General features: G+C 42.9%; 13 protein-coding genes and 1 other RNA gene. 12 read left to right on the top strand and 2 right to left on the bottom strand.

Going from position 1 to position 16455, the window contains the following annotated elements; all coding sequences use genetic code 11:
* Window positions 1-127: 127 nt before the first annotated feature.
* The 3 genes from AACS98_RS01200 (at window position 128) to AACS98_RS01190 (ending at window position 2672) form a co-directional block, all read left to right on the top strand.
* Window positions 128-1591: an AAA family ATPase gene (locus AACS98_RS01200; RefSeq protein WP_066375300.1), complete on the top strand. Its 1464-nt coding sequence runs from the start codon at window positions 128-130 to the stop codon at window positions 1589-1591.
* A gap of 341 nt (window positions 1592-1932) precedes the next feature.
* The gene (locus tag AACS98_RS01195; RefSeq protein WP_066375297.1) at window positions 1933-2349 is read left to right on the top strand and encodes a XisH family protein; all 417 of its coding nucleotides are present in this window, start codon (window positions 1933-1935) and stop codon (window positions 2347-2349) included.
* Window positions 2337-2672 carry a XisI protein gene (locus tag AACS98_RS01190; protein ID WP_066375295.1) on the top strand — a complete coding sequence of 112 codons (336 nt, stop codon included), beginning with the start codon at window positions 2337-2339 and terminating at the stop codon, window positions 2670-2672. Before AACS98_RS01195 ends, AACS98_RS01190 begins: the two co-directional genes overlap by 13 nt.
* 99 nt (window positions 2673-2771) lie before the next feature.
* On the opposite strand, the gene ilvA is transcribed toward AACS98_RS01190, so the two are convergent.
* A complete protein-coding gene (gene ilvA, locus AACS98_RS01185) occupies window positions 2772-4283 on the bottom strand; it encodes a threonine ammonia-lyase, biosynthetic (protein ID WP_066375292.1) in 1512 nt (503 codons plus the stop codon).
* 12 nt (window positions 4284-4295) lie between these two features.
* On the opposite strand from ilvA, the gene AACS98_RS01180 reads away from it, so the two are divergent.
* From AACS98_RS01180 to bchD, 3 genes are all read left to right on the top strand, one after another.
* Window positions 4296-4499, top strand: a complete 204-nt coding sequence (locus tag AACS98_RS01180) for a hypothetical protein (protein ID WP_157087478.1) — start codon at window positions 4296-4298, stop codon at window positions 4497-4499.
* 338 nt (window positions 4500-4837) lie between these two features.
* Window positions 4838-6751 (top strand): GTPase family protein, encoded by a 1914-nt coding sequence (locus AACS98_RS01175; RefSeq protein ID WP_066375290.1) that lies wholly within the window; start codon window positions 4838-4840, stop codon window positions 6749-6751.
* A 258-nt stretch (window positions 6752-7009) separates the two neighbouring features.
* Window positions 7010-9031 (top strand): magnesium chelatase ATPase subunit D, encoded by a 2022-nt coding sequence (bchD, locus tag AACS98_RS01170; RefSeq protein ID WP_066375287.1) that lies wholly within the window; start codon window positions 7010-7012, stop codon window positions 9029-9031.
* 231 nt (window positions 9032-9262) lie between these two features.
* Here the strand turns inward: bchD and AACS98_RS01165 are convergent, their stop codons facing one another.
* Entirely contained in the window at window positions 9263-9583 is a 321-nt protein-coding gene (locus AACS98_RS01165) for a hypothetical protein (RefSeq protein ID WP_066375285.1), read from the bottom strand.
* A 561-nt stretch (window positions 9584-10144) separates the two neighbouring features.
* Here AACS98_RS01165 and AACS98_RS01160 point away from each other — a divergent pair.
* From AACS98_RS01160 to AACS98_RS01135, 6 genes are all read left to right on the top strand, one after another.
* Window positions 10145-10630 carry a pentapeptide repeat-containing protein gene (locus AACS98_RS01160; RefSeq protein ID WP_066375283.1) on the top strand — a complete coding sequence of 162 codons (486 nt, stop codon included), beginning with the start codon at window positions 10145-10147 and terminating at the stop codon, window positions 10628-10630.
* Entirely contained in the window at window positions 10630-11775 is a 1146-nt protein-coding gene (locus AACS98_RS01155) for a 5-(carboxyamino)imidazole ribonucleotide synthase (RefSeq protein ID WP_066375477.1), read from the top strand. The genes AACS98_RS01160 and AACS98_RS01155 overlap by 1 nt, the downstream gene beginning before the upstream one ends.
* Window positions 11776-11877: 102 nt before the next feature.
* A non-coding RNA gene (ssrS, locus tag AACS98_RS01150) (6S RNA) lies at window positions 11878-12061 on the top strand.
* Window positions 12062-12417: 356 nt separating this feature from the next.
* The gene (locus AACS98_RS01145) at window positions 12418-13686 is read left to right on the top strand and encodes a M16 family metallopeptidase (protein WP_066375281.1); all 1269 of its coding nucleotides are present in this window, start codon (window positions 12418-12420) and stop codon (window positions 13684-13686) included.
* 233 nt (window positions 13687-13919) lie between these two features.
* Window positions 13920-15206, top strand: a complete 1287-nt coding sequence (locus AACS98_RS01140; RefSeq protein WP_066375279.1) for a M16 family metallopeptidase — start codon at window positions 13920-13922, stop codon at window positions 15204-15206.
* A gap of 407 nt (window positions 15207-15613) precedes the next feature.
* Window positions 15614-16455, top strand: an 842-nt coding sequence (locus AACS98_RS01135; RefSeq protein ID WP_066375277.1) for a peptidoglycan-binding domain-containing protein, incomplete at its 3' end; no start/stop codon positions are given.

Genomic DNA, 16455 nt, shown 5'->3' with positions numbered 1-16455 from the left:
GTTCTAAAGCCTAAAATGCTTGTTGGGAGATAATTTTGCGGCTTTAACCAGCAAATGAGTCTGTTACGCCGTGTTTAGAATGAAATAACTAGCAGCTGATTCTAGACACAGGCTACAGAGGAACGCAATGCTAATTTTTGAAGAACACTTTCAAGATAATCGCTGTAGCTGGGTGACACGGGATAGTTCAGAGTGTAGCCTTTACATGGAAGTGGGTCATTATGTATTTGACCACAAACGTACAGGTGATGCCTATTGGCTATCGTGGAACTCGGCGGAGTTCTTTTATGACAGAACTGATTTTCATATTCATATAGTTTTAGAAAAAGCTGCTGGTGTAGATAATCACGGGTACGGTTTTGTCTGGGGACTGTTAGACGATCGCAATTTCTTTGAGTTTGTGATTTCTGGTGATGGTGATTATCGCATTGCTCAAGTCAAAAACGGTAACTTTATTAACTACACAGACTGGAAACGCTGCGATCGCATCCAACAGGGTGATGCTGTAAACTTACTAGAAATCTGCCGTGTGGGTAACTTTGTCGAATTTTACATCAACAGTACCCTTGTAGATAAGTTTCCCGCCGATAAATTAATGGATGTCCCCGGACGAAATTTTGGTTTCGTTATCCATGACACTATCAAAATGAAAGTTCACAGCTTGATGGTAAGTGCGCCTGATACAGAAAAAGACTTCTGTGATTTCAATTCAGAACTTTATGATTCCCGCTATGAAACCAAAGCTTCTTTTGTTGAGCATGAACCACCACATAATGATAGCATAGAAAAAGTGTTTGCAGACTTACAGGCGTTAGTGGGACATGAACGCACCAAGCAGCAACTTTTTTCTTTAGCAAACTTCCTCAAAGTCCAAACTGCACGCCAAAACCGAGGACTGAAAACCGTAGAAACTTCACTACACCTGATGCTTTCCGGGCCACCAGGAACAGGTAAGACCACAATTGCGCGTTTAGTGGGGCGATTATATCAACAATTGGGTTTGTTGGAGCGTGGACACGTTGTAGAAACAGACCGCGCCGGGATTATTAGTGGATATATTGGACAAACTGCACTCAGAGTAGAAAATGCAGTGCAGCAAGCTTTAGACGGTGTATTGTTCATTGATGAAGCCCACGCTTTAGCTCCCGAAGATAGCCCGAATGACTATGGCAAAGAAGCATTGCAGATATTAATTAAACGCATGGAAGATTACCGCGATCGCTTGGCGGTAGTTATCGCCGGGTACAATGAAGAAATGGATCGTTTACTCGAATCTAACCCCGGTTTTAAATCCCGTCTGCATAGATTATTTTATCTTGATCACTACACTCCGAATCAGTTATTATTAATCTTCAAAAAATTCTGTCAAGATAATGGCTATATCCTTGATTCCTCAGCCAATATTATCTTACAAGCCACCTTTGAACTAGCTTACATCAACCGAGACAAAACTTTTGGTAATGGACGTTTTGCCCGTGCTTTATTTGAGCGCACCATTGAAAAACAAGCTAATCGTATTGTGCATGACATCGACAAGTTAGATAATTCTCAGTTAACTTTAATTACGGCTGAGGATTTATCGGTAAATTAAGGGTAATGTTGATTGTTGATTGTTGATTTTTGATTGGGTAAAAGTTACAGGACTTACGCAACGTAATATCCAGATACCCGACTTCTCAAAGAAGTCGGGTATCTATACCATCATCATTTTATCTTTAATTATGTTGACCTACTTATACCCTTTCTTGATGTAGCTTGCGTGGCGTAGCCATAGATGCACTTTATTCTGCGCTGTAGAGACTAAGCATGGCTAGTCTCTACATTGTTTTTCTGTGCAACTTCATAGAGAATTGGTATTAGTAGGGAGCGTCAGATTAATAATAATCATTCCTAGTGCGTTAGAATTTATAAAAAAGATATTTGGTTTTACTTGTGTCAGCCAAAGATATTTTTCATGAATCAGTTAAAAAAGCTTTACAGAAAGAAGGATGGAGCGTTACAAGTGATCCATTAAAATTTAAATTCGGGGAAGTCAACTTCCAAATTGATTTAGGTGCAGAAAAAATCATTGCCGCAGAAAAAGGAAATGAAAAAATAGCAATTGAAATCAAAAGCTTTTTAAATCCTTCACCAATTACAGATTTTTACTCTGCTTTGGGACAATTCCTCAGTTACCGTCTAGCGTTAGCAGGATATGAACCAGAGCGAGTATTATACTTAGCAGTTCCATTGGATACTTACAAAATATTTTTTCAACTTGAATTTACTAAAACTGCGATACAACAGTATCAAGTGTTGTTAATTGTTTATGATCCAGAGAATGAGGTGATTGTAGAGTGGATAAAATAGCAAAATATCAAGAATTAGTTAAAACATTGTTGACTAACTACGCCAGTGATGATGTTTCAGATAATGATGTGGAAGTGCAACTGATTTTAGACACAGAACGCAATCATTATCAATGGATGAATGTAGGTTGGCAAGGATTTAATCGGATTTATCGATGCGTCATGCACTTTGATATTAAAGATGGTAAAATCTGGCTGCAACAGAATTTAACTGATCGCAATCCAGCAGAGGAATTAGTGATGATGGGAGTACCACGAGAGGATATTGTCCTGGGTTTACAAGCTCCTTACAAGCGTCAGTATACAGATTATGGTGTAGCTTAAGGCGACACCTGATATCTTCAATCTACAACAGATGCGATCGCCTTGTTGGTCATAGTCAAACTCAGCGATAATATCAGGCGATCGCATACACTAACCCACTCAACCCAAAAACAATTTATACGCCGGGTTTTGGCTTTCATCCCAATAGCGATAACCAAGGGTATCCAGAAACGCTTGCCATTCCTGCATTTCCTGCGGTGGGACTTGCATTCCTACCACAATGCGTCCGTAATCTGCGCCGTTGTTGCGGTAGTGGAACATACTAATATTCCAATTAGGACTCATAGAGGCGACAAACTTCATTAATGCACCAGGGCGTTCGGGAAACTCAAAACGGTAGAGTAATTCATGATCAGCTAGGGGAGAATGTCCGCCAACCATGTGGCGCAAATGCAGTTTTGTCAGTTCATCATCGGTTAAGTCAAGAGTCGGGAAACCACAAGTTTCAAAGGTTTCTACCATCTTGCTTCTATCAGCAAGGTTTTGAATTTGCATCCCGACGAAAATATGGGCGATTTTCTCATCGGCGATGCGGTAGTTAAACTCTGTCAGGTTGCGTCTGCCAATACATTCACAAAATTTATGCAGACTTCCTGGTGCTTCGGGAATAGTGACTGCAAAAATGGCTTCGCGACGTTCGCCAAATTCGGCTCGTTCCGCCACAAAGCGCAGTCTGTCAAAGTTCATATTTGCACCACAGGCGACAGCTACTAAAGTTTGTCCTTGGATTTGCTCCCGTTCTACATAAGCTTTTGCGCCAGCGATCGCCAATGCTCCCGCAGGTTCTAAAATTGAGCGTGTATCCTCAAACACATCCTTAATCGCCGCACAAGTGGCATCTGTATCTACTAAAATAATCTCATCTACATATTCCTGACACAACCTAAAGGTTTCTTCCCCAACTTCCCGCACTGCTACCCCATCCGCAAATAAACCCACCTGCGACAACCTCACCCGCTTTCCGGCTGTTAATGACTGGTGCATGGCATCCGCATCAACGGGTTCTACACCTATAATTTTAATTTCTGGGCGGATGCGTTTGACATAAGCCGCAATTCCAGCAATTAACCCACCGCCACCAATAGCCACAAATATGGCATGAATCGGTTGCTGATATTGGCGTAAAATTTCCATGCCAATTGTACCCTGTCCGGCAATCACATGGGGGTCATCAAAAGGATGAATGAAGGTTAAACCTTTTTCAGCTTCAAGTTGTCGGGCGTAAGCATAGGCATCATCATAAGTATCACCATGCAAAACCACCTCGCCACCTCTGGCTTTGACTGCATCTACTTTAACTTGCGGCGTAGTCACAGGCATAACGATAATGGCTCTAGTTCCTAACCGCTTTGCACCCAAAGCCACACCTTGAGCATGGTTTCCAGCCGATGCGGCAATTACGCCTTGTGCGAGTAAATCAGGCGGTAGGTTTGCCATCTTGTTGTAAGCACCACGCAGTTTAAACGAGAATACAGACTGCATATCCTCGCGCTTCAACAAGAGTTGATTATTCAATCTAGCAGACAGATTGGGGGCATACTCCAGAGGAGATTCCTGAGCAACATCATACACACGAGCCGTCAGAATTTGTACCAGGTAGTCGCAAAGCATGGGGTAGAAGAAATGAGCAATTGCTGGATAAAGATTAATTTTACGTTAAGTTTGTCCCCATGCTGTGGTGTTTATTGGCGATCGCTAGCAATTCAGGGACATAAAACATCTCTTCACCCTTGGGTAGCCCGGATATTAGGGGTGGTATATCTGTTGATTGGCAGTGTGGCGATTTTGGTCGGAATGATAGTTTTAATTGTAGCGATCGCCAATTAATCACTAGCCAATCTTAAACTTATTCATAGGATGGGGGAGCGGAGGAAGCGGAGGAAAGAAACTAATGACTAATGTACGGGCGGGTTTACTAAGAACTTTCATGGCTATACAGATTATCGCAGCTTACCCGCCCCTACTGACTAATAACTAATTAGGACTTACGCACAAGTCACGGAATAATGAACCACGAAGAAACGTTCGCGAAGCGTTCCGAAGGAAAGAACACGAAGGAAATAGGGTTTGAGAGATATTTTGCATAAGTCCTGCTAATGACTAATGACTAATGACTAGAGTGAAAATGGCAATATCAGCAATCTAACAAAAGTAGGTATGAGATTATGGTGCGTTTAAAGCTTTGGCAGTGGGTAATATTGGCTACACCAATCACAGCCATCATCGTTTTCTTACTGGTAGCGGCGGGAATGCAAATCCATGCTTGGGGGATCAATTGGATTTGGGGTGTGTTCACCGTGGTATTTTTGGGTTGGCGTTGGTTGTTGGTGCGGTGGACTAAACCTGTAATTCAACAAGTAGAAGCAGCATTAGCAGAGGTTAAGGTTGAACTGACATCCCAGATTGAGAATACCACCACACCAGTCAGTAGTGATGCTACCCAACAAGCAGAAGCCGCACTACAAGAAGTCCTCACAGCCTCACAAAGCGATCGCCCGATTTGGGAAGATTGGACAACATTTTGGCAACGTTGTCAAGATTTAGTTGTAGCTGTTGCCCATATCTACCATCCAGAGGTGAAATATCCTTTACTAAATATCTACGTTCCCCAAGCTTATGGACTGATACGGGGAACGGTGGATGATTTAGATCAATGGATGCAAAAGTTATCACCTGTTCTCAATCAGGTATCGGTAGGACAAGCTTATCAAGCCTACGAAGTCTACCGCAAGTTAGAACCATCAGCCCGGAAGTTTTGGCGGGCTTGGAGTTGGGCGCAGTGGGTTTTAAATCCTGTAGCAGCAGTAGCTAACCGGGCTACTAAAGGTTACACTAATCAGGCAAATCAGCAATTATTGGCGAATTTGGGGCAATTATTCCGAGAAGCGGCTTTACGGAATCTGTGTAAACAGGCGATCGCCCTCTACGGTGGTGAAACTATCGCTATCGAAACCCCCACAGTTTCCACACCCACCTTACCTAAAGCTAAAACTCAAACTCTGCAAAACATCCTCAGCCAAGCCCAACCAGTCGAAAAAGTTGAACAAAAACCAGTCAGTATCTTACTTGTGGGCAGAACAGGCGCAGGAAAAAGCAGTTTAATTAACACCCTGTTTCAAGGTGATATCGCAGAAGTTGATGTATTACCCAGCACCGACCAAATTCAGGATTATCACTGGCAAACCCAAGACGGCGAAACCCTACATCTATGGGATACCCCAGGATACGAACAAGTGAAGCGGGAGGATTTGCGGCAGATGGTGTTAGATTATGCCACTAACGCTGATTTGTTGCTGTTAGTGAATCCCGTGCTTGATCCCGCCTTGCAAATGGATGTAGATTTTTTGCAAGCCATCAAAGATATAATTGCAGATATCCCAGCGATCGCAGTTGTCACACAAGTAGATAAGCTGCGTCCGATGCGAGAATGGCAACCGCCTTATGATTGGCAAACAGGCGACAGACCCAAAGAAATCGCGATTCGGGAAGCTACAGCCTATCGTGCCGAATTATTGGGTGATTTTTGTCAATTAGTCTTACCTGTGGTCACAGGTGATATTGCCAGTGGTAGAATTGCTTGGGGAATTGATGCTTTATCCTTGGGATTAATAGAAGCGATCGCACCAGCCAAACAACTGCGACTAGCCCGGTTTTTGCGTAACCTCGAAGCCCGAACCGTAGCAGCTGCCAAAATCATCGAGCATTACACCTTGCAAATGGCAACCACCCAAGGACTAACAGCAATGCTCAAAAGTCCTGTACTTCAGTTCATTGCTACACTGTCCACAGGTTCGCCCACATTAGCTTACATCCTAGCCGAACAAATCCCCGTAGAACAGTTACCAATTGTCATTGGTAAACTGCAAATGGCTTATGATTTGTTCTCATTGTTAAAGACAGAAGACTCAAACACGCTCAAATTTGACTTATTATCTTTGTGGCCGTTACTGTTAGAAAATCCAGGCACACCAGAGCGCAATGCTAGGGCATTTGGTCACGCACTGGTAGAATACTGGACGCAGAATTTAAGCATTGAACAACTGCGCCAACGTTTTGACTATTATATGCAGCAAGTTTAGAAGGGATTAGTGACTGGGGACTGAAAGGCAGACAAACTCTTACACCTAAAGAGTGAGTTTTATCTGTTTCTGTCAGAGCTAATATATATCTATCAAAATAGACAACACAATCATGTTTTGATTTGGACTAACCTAGCAATATTAGCTGTAGAAAATGGCTGGTTCAATGCTTTAGAACAGATAAATTTTTATGTCTGATTAAACAAAAACACCAGCTAAAATCGCCCATTTACAGCTAACATTCCATGCTATCACCCCATGAATTTATCGAGTTACTCATCCGTAATTCCCACCTTTCCCCTGACAGCTATAGTTGGTCATCAGGCGATTAAATTAGCGTTATTAATCGTAGCAGTAGACCCTGATTTGGGAGGGGTGGTCATTTCTGGTCGTCGTGGTACAGCTAAATCAGTAATGGCTCGCGCTCTCCATGCACTGCTTCCCCCTATTGAAGTAATTCAGGGTTCTTGCTGCAACTGTGACCCCAATAAACCAGATGAGTGGGATGATGAAACAGTTACAAGAGGCAGGAAGCAGCAGGATGGACAAACTAATTTCTCCTTACTGCCAACAGAAGTAATTCCCGCGCCTTTTGTGCAAGTCCCCTTGGGTGTGACTGAAGATAGATTACTAGGTTCAGTGGATGTGAGTCAGTCAATCAAGCAGGGAAAGACGGTATTTCAACCAGGATTGCTCGCACAGGCACACCGGGGGATTTTGTATGTTGATGAGATTAATTTGCTGGAGGAACATATTGCTAATCCGCTCTTGGCTATTTTAGCTGAGGGATGTAACCAAATTGAGCGGGAGGGCATTAGTTTTCAACATCCCTGCAAACCGTTATTTATCGCCACCTATAACCCAGAAGAAGGTAAACTACGAGAACATTTATTAGATAGAATTGCGATCGCCCTTTCTGCTGATGAAGTTTTGAGTATAGATCAGCGCGTCCAAGCTGTGGAGCAAGTTGTCAGTTACGCAGAGTCTCCGCAAAAATTTCTCCAGCAATATGCCGAAGACATCGCCGACCTCAAAACCCAAATTATTCTAGCGCGAGCATTACTCAAAAATGTACGAGTTCAACGTGAGCAAATTGCCTACTTAGTCAACGAAGCTATTCGCGGTCAGGTGCAGGGACATCGCGCCGAATTGTTTGCACTGCGAGTTGCGAAAGCTAGTGCCGCTTTGAATGGGCGATTAGAAGTGAATGCTGAGGATTTGCGCCATGCCGTAGAATTAGTAATTATACCCAGAGCAACAGTAATTGAGGTGACAAAAGAACAGCCACCACCAGCACCACCCCAACCGCAACCAGAACAACCAGAACAAACAGACACCGAAACCCAAGAGGAAACCAAACAGGAAACACCAAGTATCCCTGAAGAATTTGTCTTTACCCCAGAAGGAGTGATCCTTGACCCGGCGGTGCTTTACTTTGCTAAAATCGCCCACCGCAGACAGGGTAAAGCAGGGGGACGTGGGCTGATTTTTTCCCAAGACCGAGGACGCTATGTCAAGCCGATGTTTCCCAAGGGAAAAATTCAACGGATTGCTATAGATGCCACCTTGCGAGCTGCTGCTCCCCACCAAAAGATACGTCACCAACGTCAGCCAGGTCGCCGGGTGATTATTGAAGATGACGACATCCGAGTGAAGCGATTAGCCCGCAAAGCCGGAGCATTGGTGATTTTTGTCGTTGATGCTTCTGGCTCAATGGCCTTGAATCGAATGCAATCAGCCAAAGGTGCAGCTTTGCAATTGCTAGGGCAAGCATACCGCAGCCGTGACCAAATCGCTTTAATTCCCATCCGGGGTGAGCGTGCAGAGGTGTTGTTGCCTCCCACTCGTTCAATTACCACCGCTCACAAACGTCTAGACTGCCTACCCTGTGGTGGAGGTACTCCCCTGGCTCACGCTCTGGCTCAGGCTGTGCGAGTCGGTTTAAACGCCATGCAATCCAAAGATATTGGTCAAGTTGTCATCGTACTGATTACCGATGGTGGGGCGAATATTCCCCTGTCACGCTCCCTAGGTCAACCGTTTCTGGACGAAGAGCAACCAGATATTAAGGGGGAAGTGCTAGATATTGCTGTCAAAATTAGTACATTAGGAATGCAGTTATTAGTAATTGATACAGAAAATAAGTTTATTTCTAGTGGGTTTCCCAAGGAGATAGCACAACGGGCAGGAGGTAAATATTATTACTTACCTAAAACAACAGAGCGAATAATTGCGGCAATGACGCAGGGAGCAATAGCAGATATCAAAGCTGGTTTTTAGTGGTGATATCATGTCCGGCTAATTACTTATGATCAGTTTTCGATGCTGAACTTTTCCCTGTTGCCTGTTGCCTGTTGCCTGTTCCCTGTTGCCTGTTGCCTGTTCCCTGTTCCCTATTTCCTCAAGCGATTCCCCGCGTTAGCTTCTTTCATCTTCCGTCACTGGGGTGCTTGTTCTTACAGGCATCCTACTAGACTTGACTATCGCTCTTCATGTAGTCTACAGTCTAATTTAAGCATCTTCTGGTTCAAGTTGAGCCACGGTAACAGCATTGAGGGCGAAAGCAAAAACCAAGGGCATCGGACATCTAAATACCAAGGTAGTAATAACAGCTACTATCGTGCTAATTAAAGCTGTATATGACCACCATTTTTCTTCCCTTGTTAGCCCTTTTTCAGATTTAATTTCTCTCAGCACATGATTAGGGATTGGTTCGGGCATGACACAACCCGGAGGAAACGCCCAATAATGATTGCGTCGCTCTACAAATAGTTCTGTCCAGCCATTTGCTTGGCACCATGCTTCGATCCATTCAATAGAGTAGTGTGTCATGATTGCAATTACTTAAGTAGCTTGTTGAATTAGTCTAGTTAGGGAAGATAAATATACTCAAGATTTAGCGATAGTTCAACACTCAAATATAAAAATATGGTTAATACTCCCCCGATAGAGCTTTTTAAGCATCAGAAAGATAACATCAATCATGCTTAATGCTCGCCTTGATTAAAGATTAGCAGTCAACATTCCCAGTCCCACATAAATGACAATAAACTTTACTTTGAAAAATCCAAATTGAAGAATTGTAAATTGGATGGCGATCGCTGACATTGAGTACAAATATATATCCTCAACATCCACCGGAAAAATCAAGAATTGTAAATCAATGACTGAGCCATTACTTGACAAGTTGACTTAATACTTTTAATAACTCCTAAAGTGATGATTTATCTACTATCTAGAGTTGTATTTACTTCATTATCCCTCAGCCTTTAGTTATCAATCTCTGAATATTTATCTCCAAAAACAGACTTTTATGACAAAATGTTAAGCTAGATGCAAAACGCCTGAAAATGGGGAAAATCCACAATGAATCACAAAACTAACTACCTAAAGATGTTTTGGCGGCAATTATTGGTTTTAGTATGTGGGATCATAGTATTGTGCTTGCCATCCCCAGCGTTAGCAGACTGGACACATCCCCTATCATTTAGCAATGCAGAACTCTCTAGACATAATTTTGCCGGGGATAGTTTACAAGCGGCGGAGTTTTCTAACGCTAACTTAGAAATGACAGACTTTACAGGTGCTGATTTGCGAGGCGCAGTCTTAAGTGCTTCCGTAATGACACAAACAAATCTCCACCAAGCAGATTTAACTAATGCAATGGTGGATCAGGTAAACTTAACAGGGGCAGATTTAAGCGATGCCGTTTTTAAAGAAGCCCTGTTACTCCGTGCCATCTTTAACGATGTCAACATCAAAGGTGCAGACTTTACTGATGCAATTTTAGATAAAGCGCAAATTAAAGAACTGTGTACCAAAGCTAGCGGAGTAAATTCTCAAACAGGCATAGCAACTCGTGATTCTTTAGGATGTTAATGAAGCGTGTAGGTGTAATTGGTGGTGGGCAGCTAGCTTGGATGATGGGAGGTGCAGCCAAAAAACTAGGTGTAGAATTAATTGTACAAACTCCTAGTCATCAAGACCCAGCTGTTACCATTGCCCAAGATACTGTATTAGCAGCAGTTGATGATGCTCAGGCTACAAAATTATTAGCAGCCAAAAGCGATGTCATCACCTTTGAAAATGAATTTGTGGATTTAGCAGCATTATCACTGTTAGCACAACAAGGTGTCTACTTCCGTCCTCGGTTAGCAGCATTATCACCTTTATTAGATAAATATCATCAACGTTGTTATTTACGGGATTTGGGGCTACCAGTTCCGCAATTTTTCGCCGTTGAACCGCAGGAAAACCTGACAGAAAAAATCACAGCTTTAGGATTTCCGTTAGTGTTAAAATCTCGCCGTCACGGTTATGATGGACAAGGGACTTTTATCATCGATGATTTAGAGACTTTGCAGCAGAAATTAGCGATTAATCACAGCCAACAACCGAGCCAAAGTCTATATTTAATCGAAGAATTTGTACCCTTTGAACGGGAACTAGCGGTAATTGCTGCCCGTTCCGTAGATGGGGAAGTTGTCATCTATCCAGTGGTAGAAACCCAGCAAGAACAACAAGTATGTCGGCGAGTCATAGCCCCTGCTGATATTACACCAGAACAAGCAGCAGAAGCGGAGGCGATCGCCCACACTTTATTAAACAGCTTGCAAGCAGTCGGAGTCTTCGGCATCGAATTATTTCTTACACCACAAGGCAAAGTCTTAGTCAACGAAATCGCCCCCCGCACCCACAATTCCGGGCATTTTTCCCTAGATGCCTGTCAAACCTCCCAATTTGAGCAACATCTGAGAGCCGTTTGTGGACTACCTTTAGGTAATCCTAATTTAAACTGTGCAATGGCAGTCATGGTCAACCTCTTAGGTTACGAAACTTCACACAGCGACTACCAAGACAAACGCCAAAAATTAGCAGCAATTCCCCAAGCGCACCTCCACTGGTACAACAAAACAGAAGCCCGCCCAGGGCGCAAACTAGGACACGTTACACTCTTGTTAGACAAGCATAACCAAACCCTAGCCGATGAAATCGCCCACATCGTAGAATCTATCTGGTATTAGAGGCTGTTTGTAGTGAGGACTTTAGTCCTTACCACAAACCTCACAAGAAAAAAATTTCCTAACACACTACACAACCAATGAGATAAAGCTATAATGGTTTGAGTTACACTGCGACGTTGGTGACTGCCATCAAGTTTTTTGATCTATGTCTTTAAGAAAAAGGGAACCAAACGTCCTTCGTGGCAGTAGACTGGGCAAGTACCCAGAAACTTTAAACGAAGAAAATCGGTACCCACCTGGTTTAACCAGGTCATAAACTTAGGTAAAACGGCGTTGCGGTGAACTTAAAATTTTAAGCTTCCTAAGTTAAGTAAAACTGGGAAGCTTTAATATTTTTAATTAGCATCTTCGTCGGGTGCGTCAGATATCAAAAATACGTTTATTGACAGCATTTAAACAGTCTGACGCACCCTACAAGACTAAAACCGTTTATTGATGTAGCTTGCGTGGCGTAGCCATAGATGCACCTTATTTTGCACTGTAGAGACTAGCCATGCTTAGTCTCTACATAATTTATCTGGTATGTGAACTACTTGCATCTCAGACCAAATATCACATCTGTATAACCTGATGCAAATTGAGATACCATTCAGAGTTATGATCACAAAAAAAGACATTAATTCTTAGTTAAGAATCCAAAAATTGTCAAAACAGCAACAAACACATCCTTTATTTCCAGCTTCGGTCTTGCGGTTAGATAATGGTCTAACCTTGATTCATCAAGAAATTTCCACAACTCCTGTAGTTGTAGCTGATGTTTGGGTAAAGGCGGGAACATTCCACGAGCCAGAACCTTGGTTCGGGATGGCGCACTTTTTAGAACACATGATTTTTAAAGGTACAGCCACCCTAGCACCGGGAATGTTCGACCATAATATTGAAAATACGGGTGGTGTGAGTCATGCGGCGACAAGCTACGATTATGCTAATTATTCCTTGACTACTGCTGCTAACTACTTAGAAGATACTCTCCCCCATTTAGGAGAACTACTACTTAACGCCGCCATTCCAGAGGATGAGTTTAGCCGGGAACGGGATGTAGTTCTAGAAGAAATTCGCGCCAGTTATGATGATCCTGACTGGGTAGGGTTTCAATTGTTGCTGCAAAGCGTTTACCAAAATCATCCTTATGGGCGTTCAATTTTGGGAAGTGAGGAAGAACTCATCCAACATTCGCCAGAGGAAATGCGCTGTTTTCACCGTGCTTACTATCAACCAGAAAACATGACGGTAGTAATTGCGGGAGGTATTCAGCAACAGCGAGCCTGGGATTTGGTAAATCGTTCATTTGCGAATTTTGCCGCACCTGTGCAGTGTCCGCAAATCACACCAGCAGCCAAGCCAGTTATTAACGGTATACAACGTCAAGAAATACATTTACCACGTTTAGAACAAGCAAGGCTGTTATTAGCCTGGGTAGTACCAGGAGTAGAACAACTCCGCACTGCCTACGGTTTAGATTTATTATCAGTGTTATTGGCTCAAGGGCGGACTTCGCGTTTAGTGCGTGATTTAAGAGAAGAATTGCAATTAGTCCAGGGAATTTGTTGTAATTTTTCTCTACAACGAGAATCAAGCTTATTTACGATTACCGCTTGGTTAGAACCCGAAAATGTAGAAATAGTTGAAAACTTAATTCTCAGTCATTTGGATGATATACAAAGCACAGGCATTAATGAGCAAGAATTAGCCCGTACACGTAGATTGTTGTGTAACGAGTATGCTTTTTCGACGGAAACACCCAATCAACTCACGGGGATGTATGGATATTATAACACCATTGCCCAAGCAGAATTATCAGTGACATATCCGCAGCAAATTCGCTCATTTGCGCCTCCAGAACTGCAACAATTAGCTAAACAGTATCTTTCACTGCAAAATTACGCCGTAACTGTTTTGAAACCTTGTTAAGTTGGGGACTGGGGAGATGAGGGGGATGAGGGGGATGAGGAAGAAAAACTCTTACCCAGTCAAGCGTCAACCGTCAACCGTCCCCAATGACTAATGACTAATGACTAATGACTAATAACTAATGACTAATGACTAATGACTAATGACTAATAACTAATGACTAATAACTAATGACTAATGACTAATGACTAATAACTAATGACTAATGACTAATGACTAATGACTAATAACTAATGACTCAAACTGTGAATAATTCTTTATCTAACGCTTCTATTCATCGGACTGTATTAAATAATGGTATTGTGGTGTTAGTCGCTGAAAATCCGGTGGCTGATATTGTGGCGACGCGAATGTTTATCCGGGCTGGGAGTTGCAGCGAACCACGAGAAAAAGCTGGGTTGGCGCATTTGCTAGCAACTGTGATTACTAAGGGATGTGATGGACTTTCTAGCTTAGAAATTGCGGAAGAAGTCGAGTCTGTGGGAGCTAGTTTGAGTGCAGATACTTCGACTGATTATTTTTTAATGTCGTTGAAGACGGTAACGGCAGATTTTCCGCACATACTAGGGTTAGCAGGGCGGATTTTGCGATCGCCTACCTTCCCCACTACTCAAGTAGAATTGGAACGGCGTTTAATTATCAATCATATCCGTTCCCAAACTGAGCAACCCTTTGCTCTAGCGATGGAACAAATGCGCCGGGTAATGTACCAAAATCATCCCTATGCAATGTCGATACTCGGTGATGAAAGCACTGTCAACAGCATCACCCAAGCTGATTTAATCCAGTATCACCAGACTTATTTTCGTCCAGATAATCTAGTAATTAGTATCGCTGGACGCATCACACTTGATGAAGCTGTAGCTTTAATAGAATCAGTGTTTGGTGATTGGCAAGTTCCCAACCAAACCCTACCAAAATTAAATTTACCACAAATCCGACTACAGCCACAACACCAGTTACAGCCTCTACAAACACAGCAATCTATTGTCATGCTTGGTTATTTGGGCGCGTCGGTGAGTTCCCCCGACTACGCAGCTTTGAAGTTGCTGTGTACCTATTTGGGGAATGGTTTATCTAGTCGCTTGTTTGTGGAGTTACGAGAAAAACGCGGTTTAGCTTACGAAGTCTCAGCATTTTACCCAACTAAGCTACATCCAGCTTCATTTGTCGTGTATATGGGGACAGCACCCGAAAATACCACTATAGCCCTAGAAGGTTTGCGTACAGAAGTAGAGTTACTTTGTCATACAGAAGTAACTGAAACCAATTTACAAGCGGCGAAAAACAAAATTTTAGGACAGTATGCTCTAGGTAAACAAACTAACGGACAAATCGCCCAAATCTACGGCTGGTACGAAACTTTAGGTTTAGGAATCGACTTTGATAGTCAATTTCAAGAATTAATTGCGGCTGTGAGTTCTCAAGATGCTTTAATGGTGGCAAGTCGCTACTTACAGGAACCTTATTTGTCTTTAGTTGGTCAAGAAGAGGCGATAAATCGTGCAATTCTTGAATGATGAGTTATGAGTGGCAGTAAAGTTGTTCACAGTAGGGGTTTAGCCATGCTAAACCCCTACAATCTTGAATTTGATCAATAATTCCGTCTACTTACTCAGCACCAGGCGATGCACAGCCAACAACTTAAACTAAGAGTTTGAGCAAATCTCAAACTATGCCCATTCTACAAAAGTTGTCATCAAGCAACAGGTACAAGTTAACTCGTATCTTGCACTATTCTCAATAAACTCCAGGCGATGCACAGCCAAGAACCTAAAACTAAGGCTCTGAGCAGCAGACAAACAATGCCCACCCTACAAAAGTTGTCATCAAGGAACAGGTACAAGTTAAGAGTTAACTCGCCTCTACTACTCAATCGCCGCAAGCGGCTGTAATATTAGCAACAGAAATTCTGGGAGCAATTTCCATGAAAGACAGCCTGAGAGCAAGTATCATGAATCACCTAGAGTCACCCAAGGCATTTTGTAAATTTCGCGCCAGTAAGATTTATGGGCTACTACTGTTTTCTTGTATGTCTGTTTTTATTGGCTCGTCGCCTGTAGTAGCAGTTGCAGCACCGCTACAAATTGCCCAACAAGTTGTAATTAATCGCCCTACCCTCAAGGTTGGTAGTCAAGGTGAGCGTGTTTCGGAACTGCAAGCAGCTTTGAAGCTTTTGGGCTTTTACTCAGGTGCTGTGGATGGCATTTATAACAACAATACAGCCAATGCTGTTTCTCAGTTTAAACAAACAGTCGGCTTGAGTCCAGATGGTATTGTTGATGCTGCTACTTGGCAGAGGCTTTTCCCTAATGAAGCAATGGCGGTAACACTACCCAATTCCACACCTAGTGTAAACAGTGGTTTTCCTGTTCCTACCCAACCTGTTACTGTTATCAAACCTGCGACGACTCAGGTTGTCAATCCGAAACCAGCCGCAAAACCTCCTAATACTCAACCGGCGACGACTCAGGTTGTCAAACCAGCCGCAAAACCTCCTAATACTCAACCATCTTCCACAACTCGCCCTCAACTGACTCCACCAACTACCCGCCTGGCTGGTGTACAGTACACTACAGAAGGATGGCCGATTTTGCGTGTCGGTATGAGTAATGCGGAAGTTACCAAGTTACAAGAAAGATTGAGTCAGCTTGGTTTTCTCAAAGGTGGTGTAGACGGATATTTTGGGATATTAACTGAAAACGCTGTGAAAGCAGCACAAAAACGCTATGGTTTAAAGGCTGATGGCGTGGTTGGTGGTGCAACATG

Source organism: Anabaena sp. CA = ATCC 33047, assembly GCF_963870205.1.
Taxonomy (GTDB): domain Bacteria; phylum Cyanobacteriota; class Cyanobacteriia; order Cyanobacteriales; family Nostocaceae; genus Trichormus.
Note: the sequence above shows the minus strand (reverse complement) of the source record. Positions and strands in the feature narration are given on the sequence as shown.

What these genes read in the sequence shown, in the direction of transcription:
- AACS98_RS01200 (WP_066375300.1), top strand. Translation starts at nt 128, where the DNA reads ATGCTAATTTTTGAAGAACACTTTCAAGATAATCGCTGTAGCTGGGTG.
- AACS98_RS01175 (WP_066375290.1), top strand. Translation starts at nt 4,838, where the DNA reads ATGGTGCGTTTAAAGCTTTGGCAGTGGGTAATATTGGCTACACCAATC.
- AACS98_RS01165 (WP_066375285.1), bottom strand. Translation starts at nt 9,583, where the DNA reads ATGACACACTACTCTATTGAATGGATCGAAGCATGGTGCCAAGCAAAT.
- AACS98_RS01155 (WP_066375477.1), top strand. Translation starts at nt 10,630, where the DNA reads ATGAAGCGTGTAGGTGTAATTGGTGGTGGGCAGCTAGCTTGGATGATG.
- AACS98_RS01140 (WP_066375279.1), top strand. Translation starts at nt 13,920, where the DNA reads ATGACTCAAACTGTGAATAATTCTTTATCTAACGCTTCTATTCATCGG.
- AACS98_RS01180 (WP_157087478.1), top strand. Translation starts at nt 4,296, where the DNA reads ATGAGCAATTGCTGGATAAAGATTAATTTTACGTTAAGTTTGTCCCCA.
- AACS98_RS01160 (WP_066375283.1), top strand. Translation starts at nt 10,145, where the DNA reads ATGTTTTGGCGGCAATTATTGGTTTTAGTATGTGGGATCATAGTATTG.
- ilvA (WP_066375292.1), bottom strand. Translation starts at nt 4,283, where the DNA reads ATGCTTTGCGACTACCTGGTACAAATTCTGACGGCTCGTGTGTATGAT.
- bchD (WP_066375287.1), top strand. Translation starts at nt 7,010, where the DNA reads ATGAATTTATCGAGTTACTCATCCGTAATTCCCACCTTTCCCCTGACA.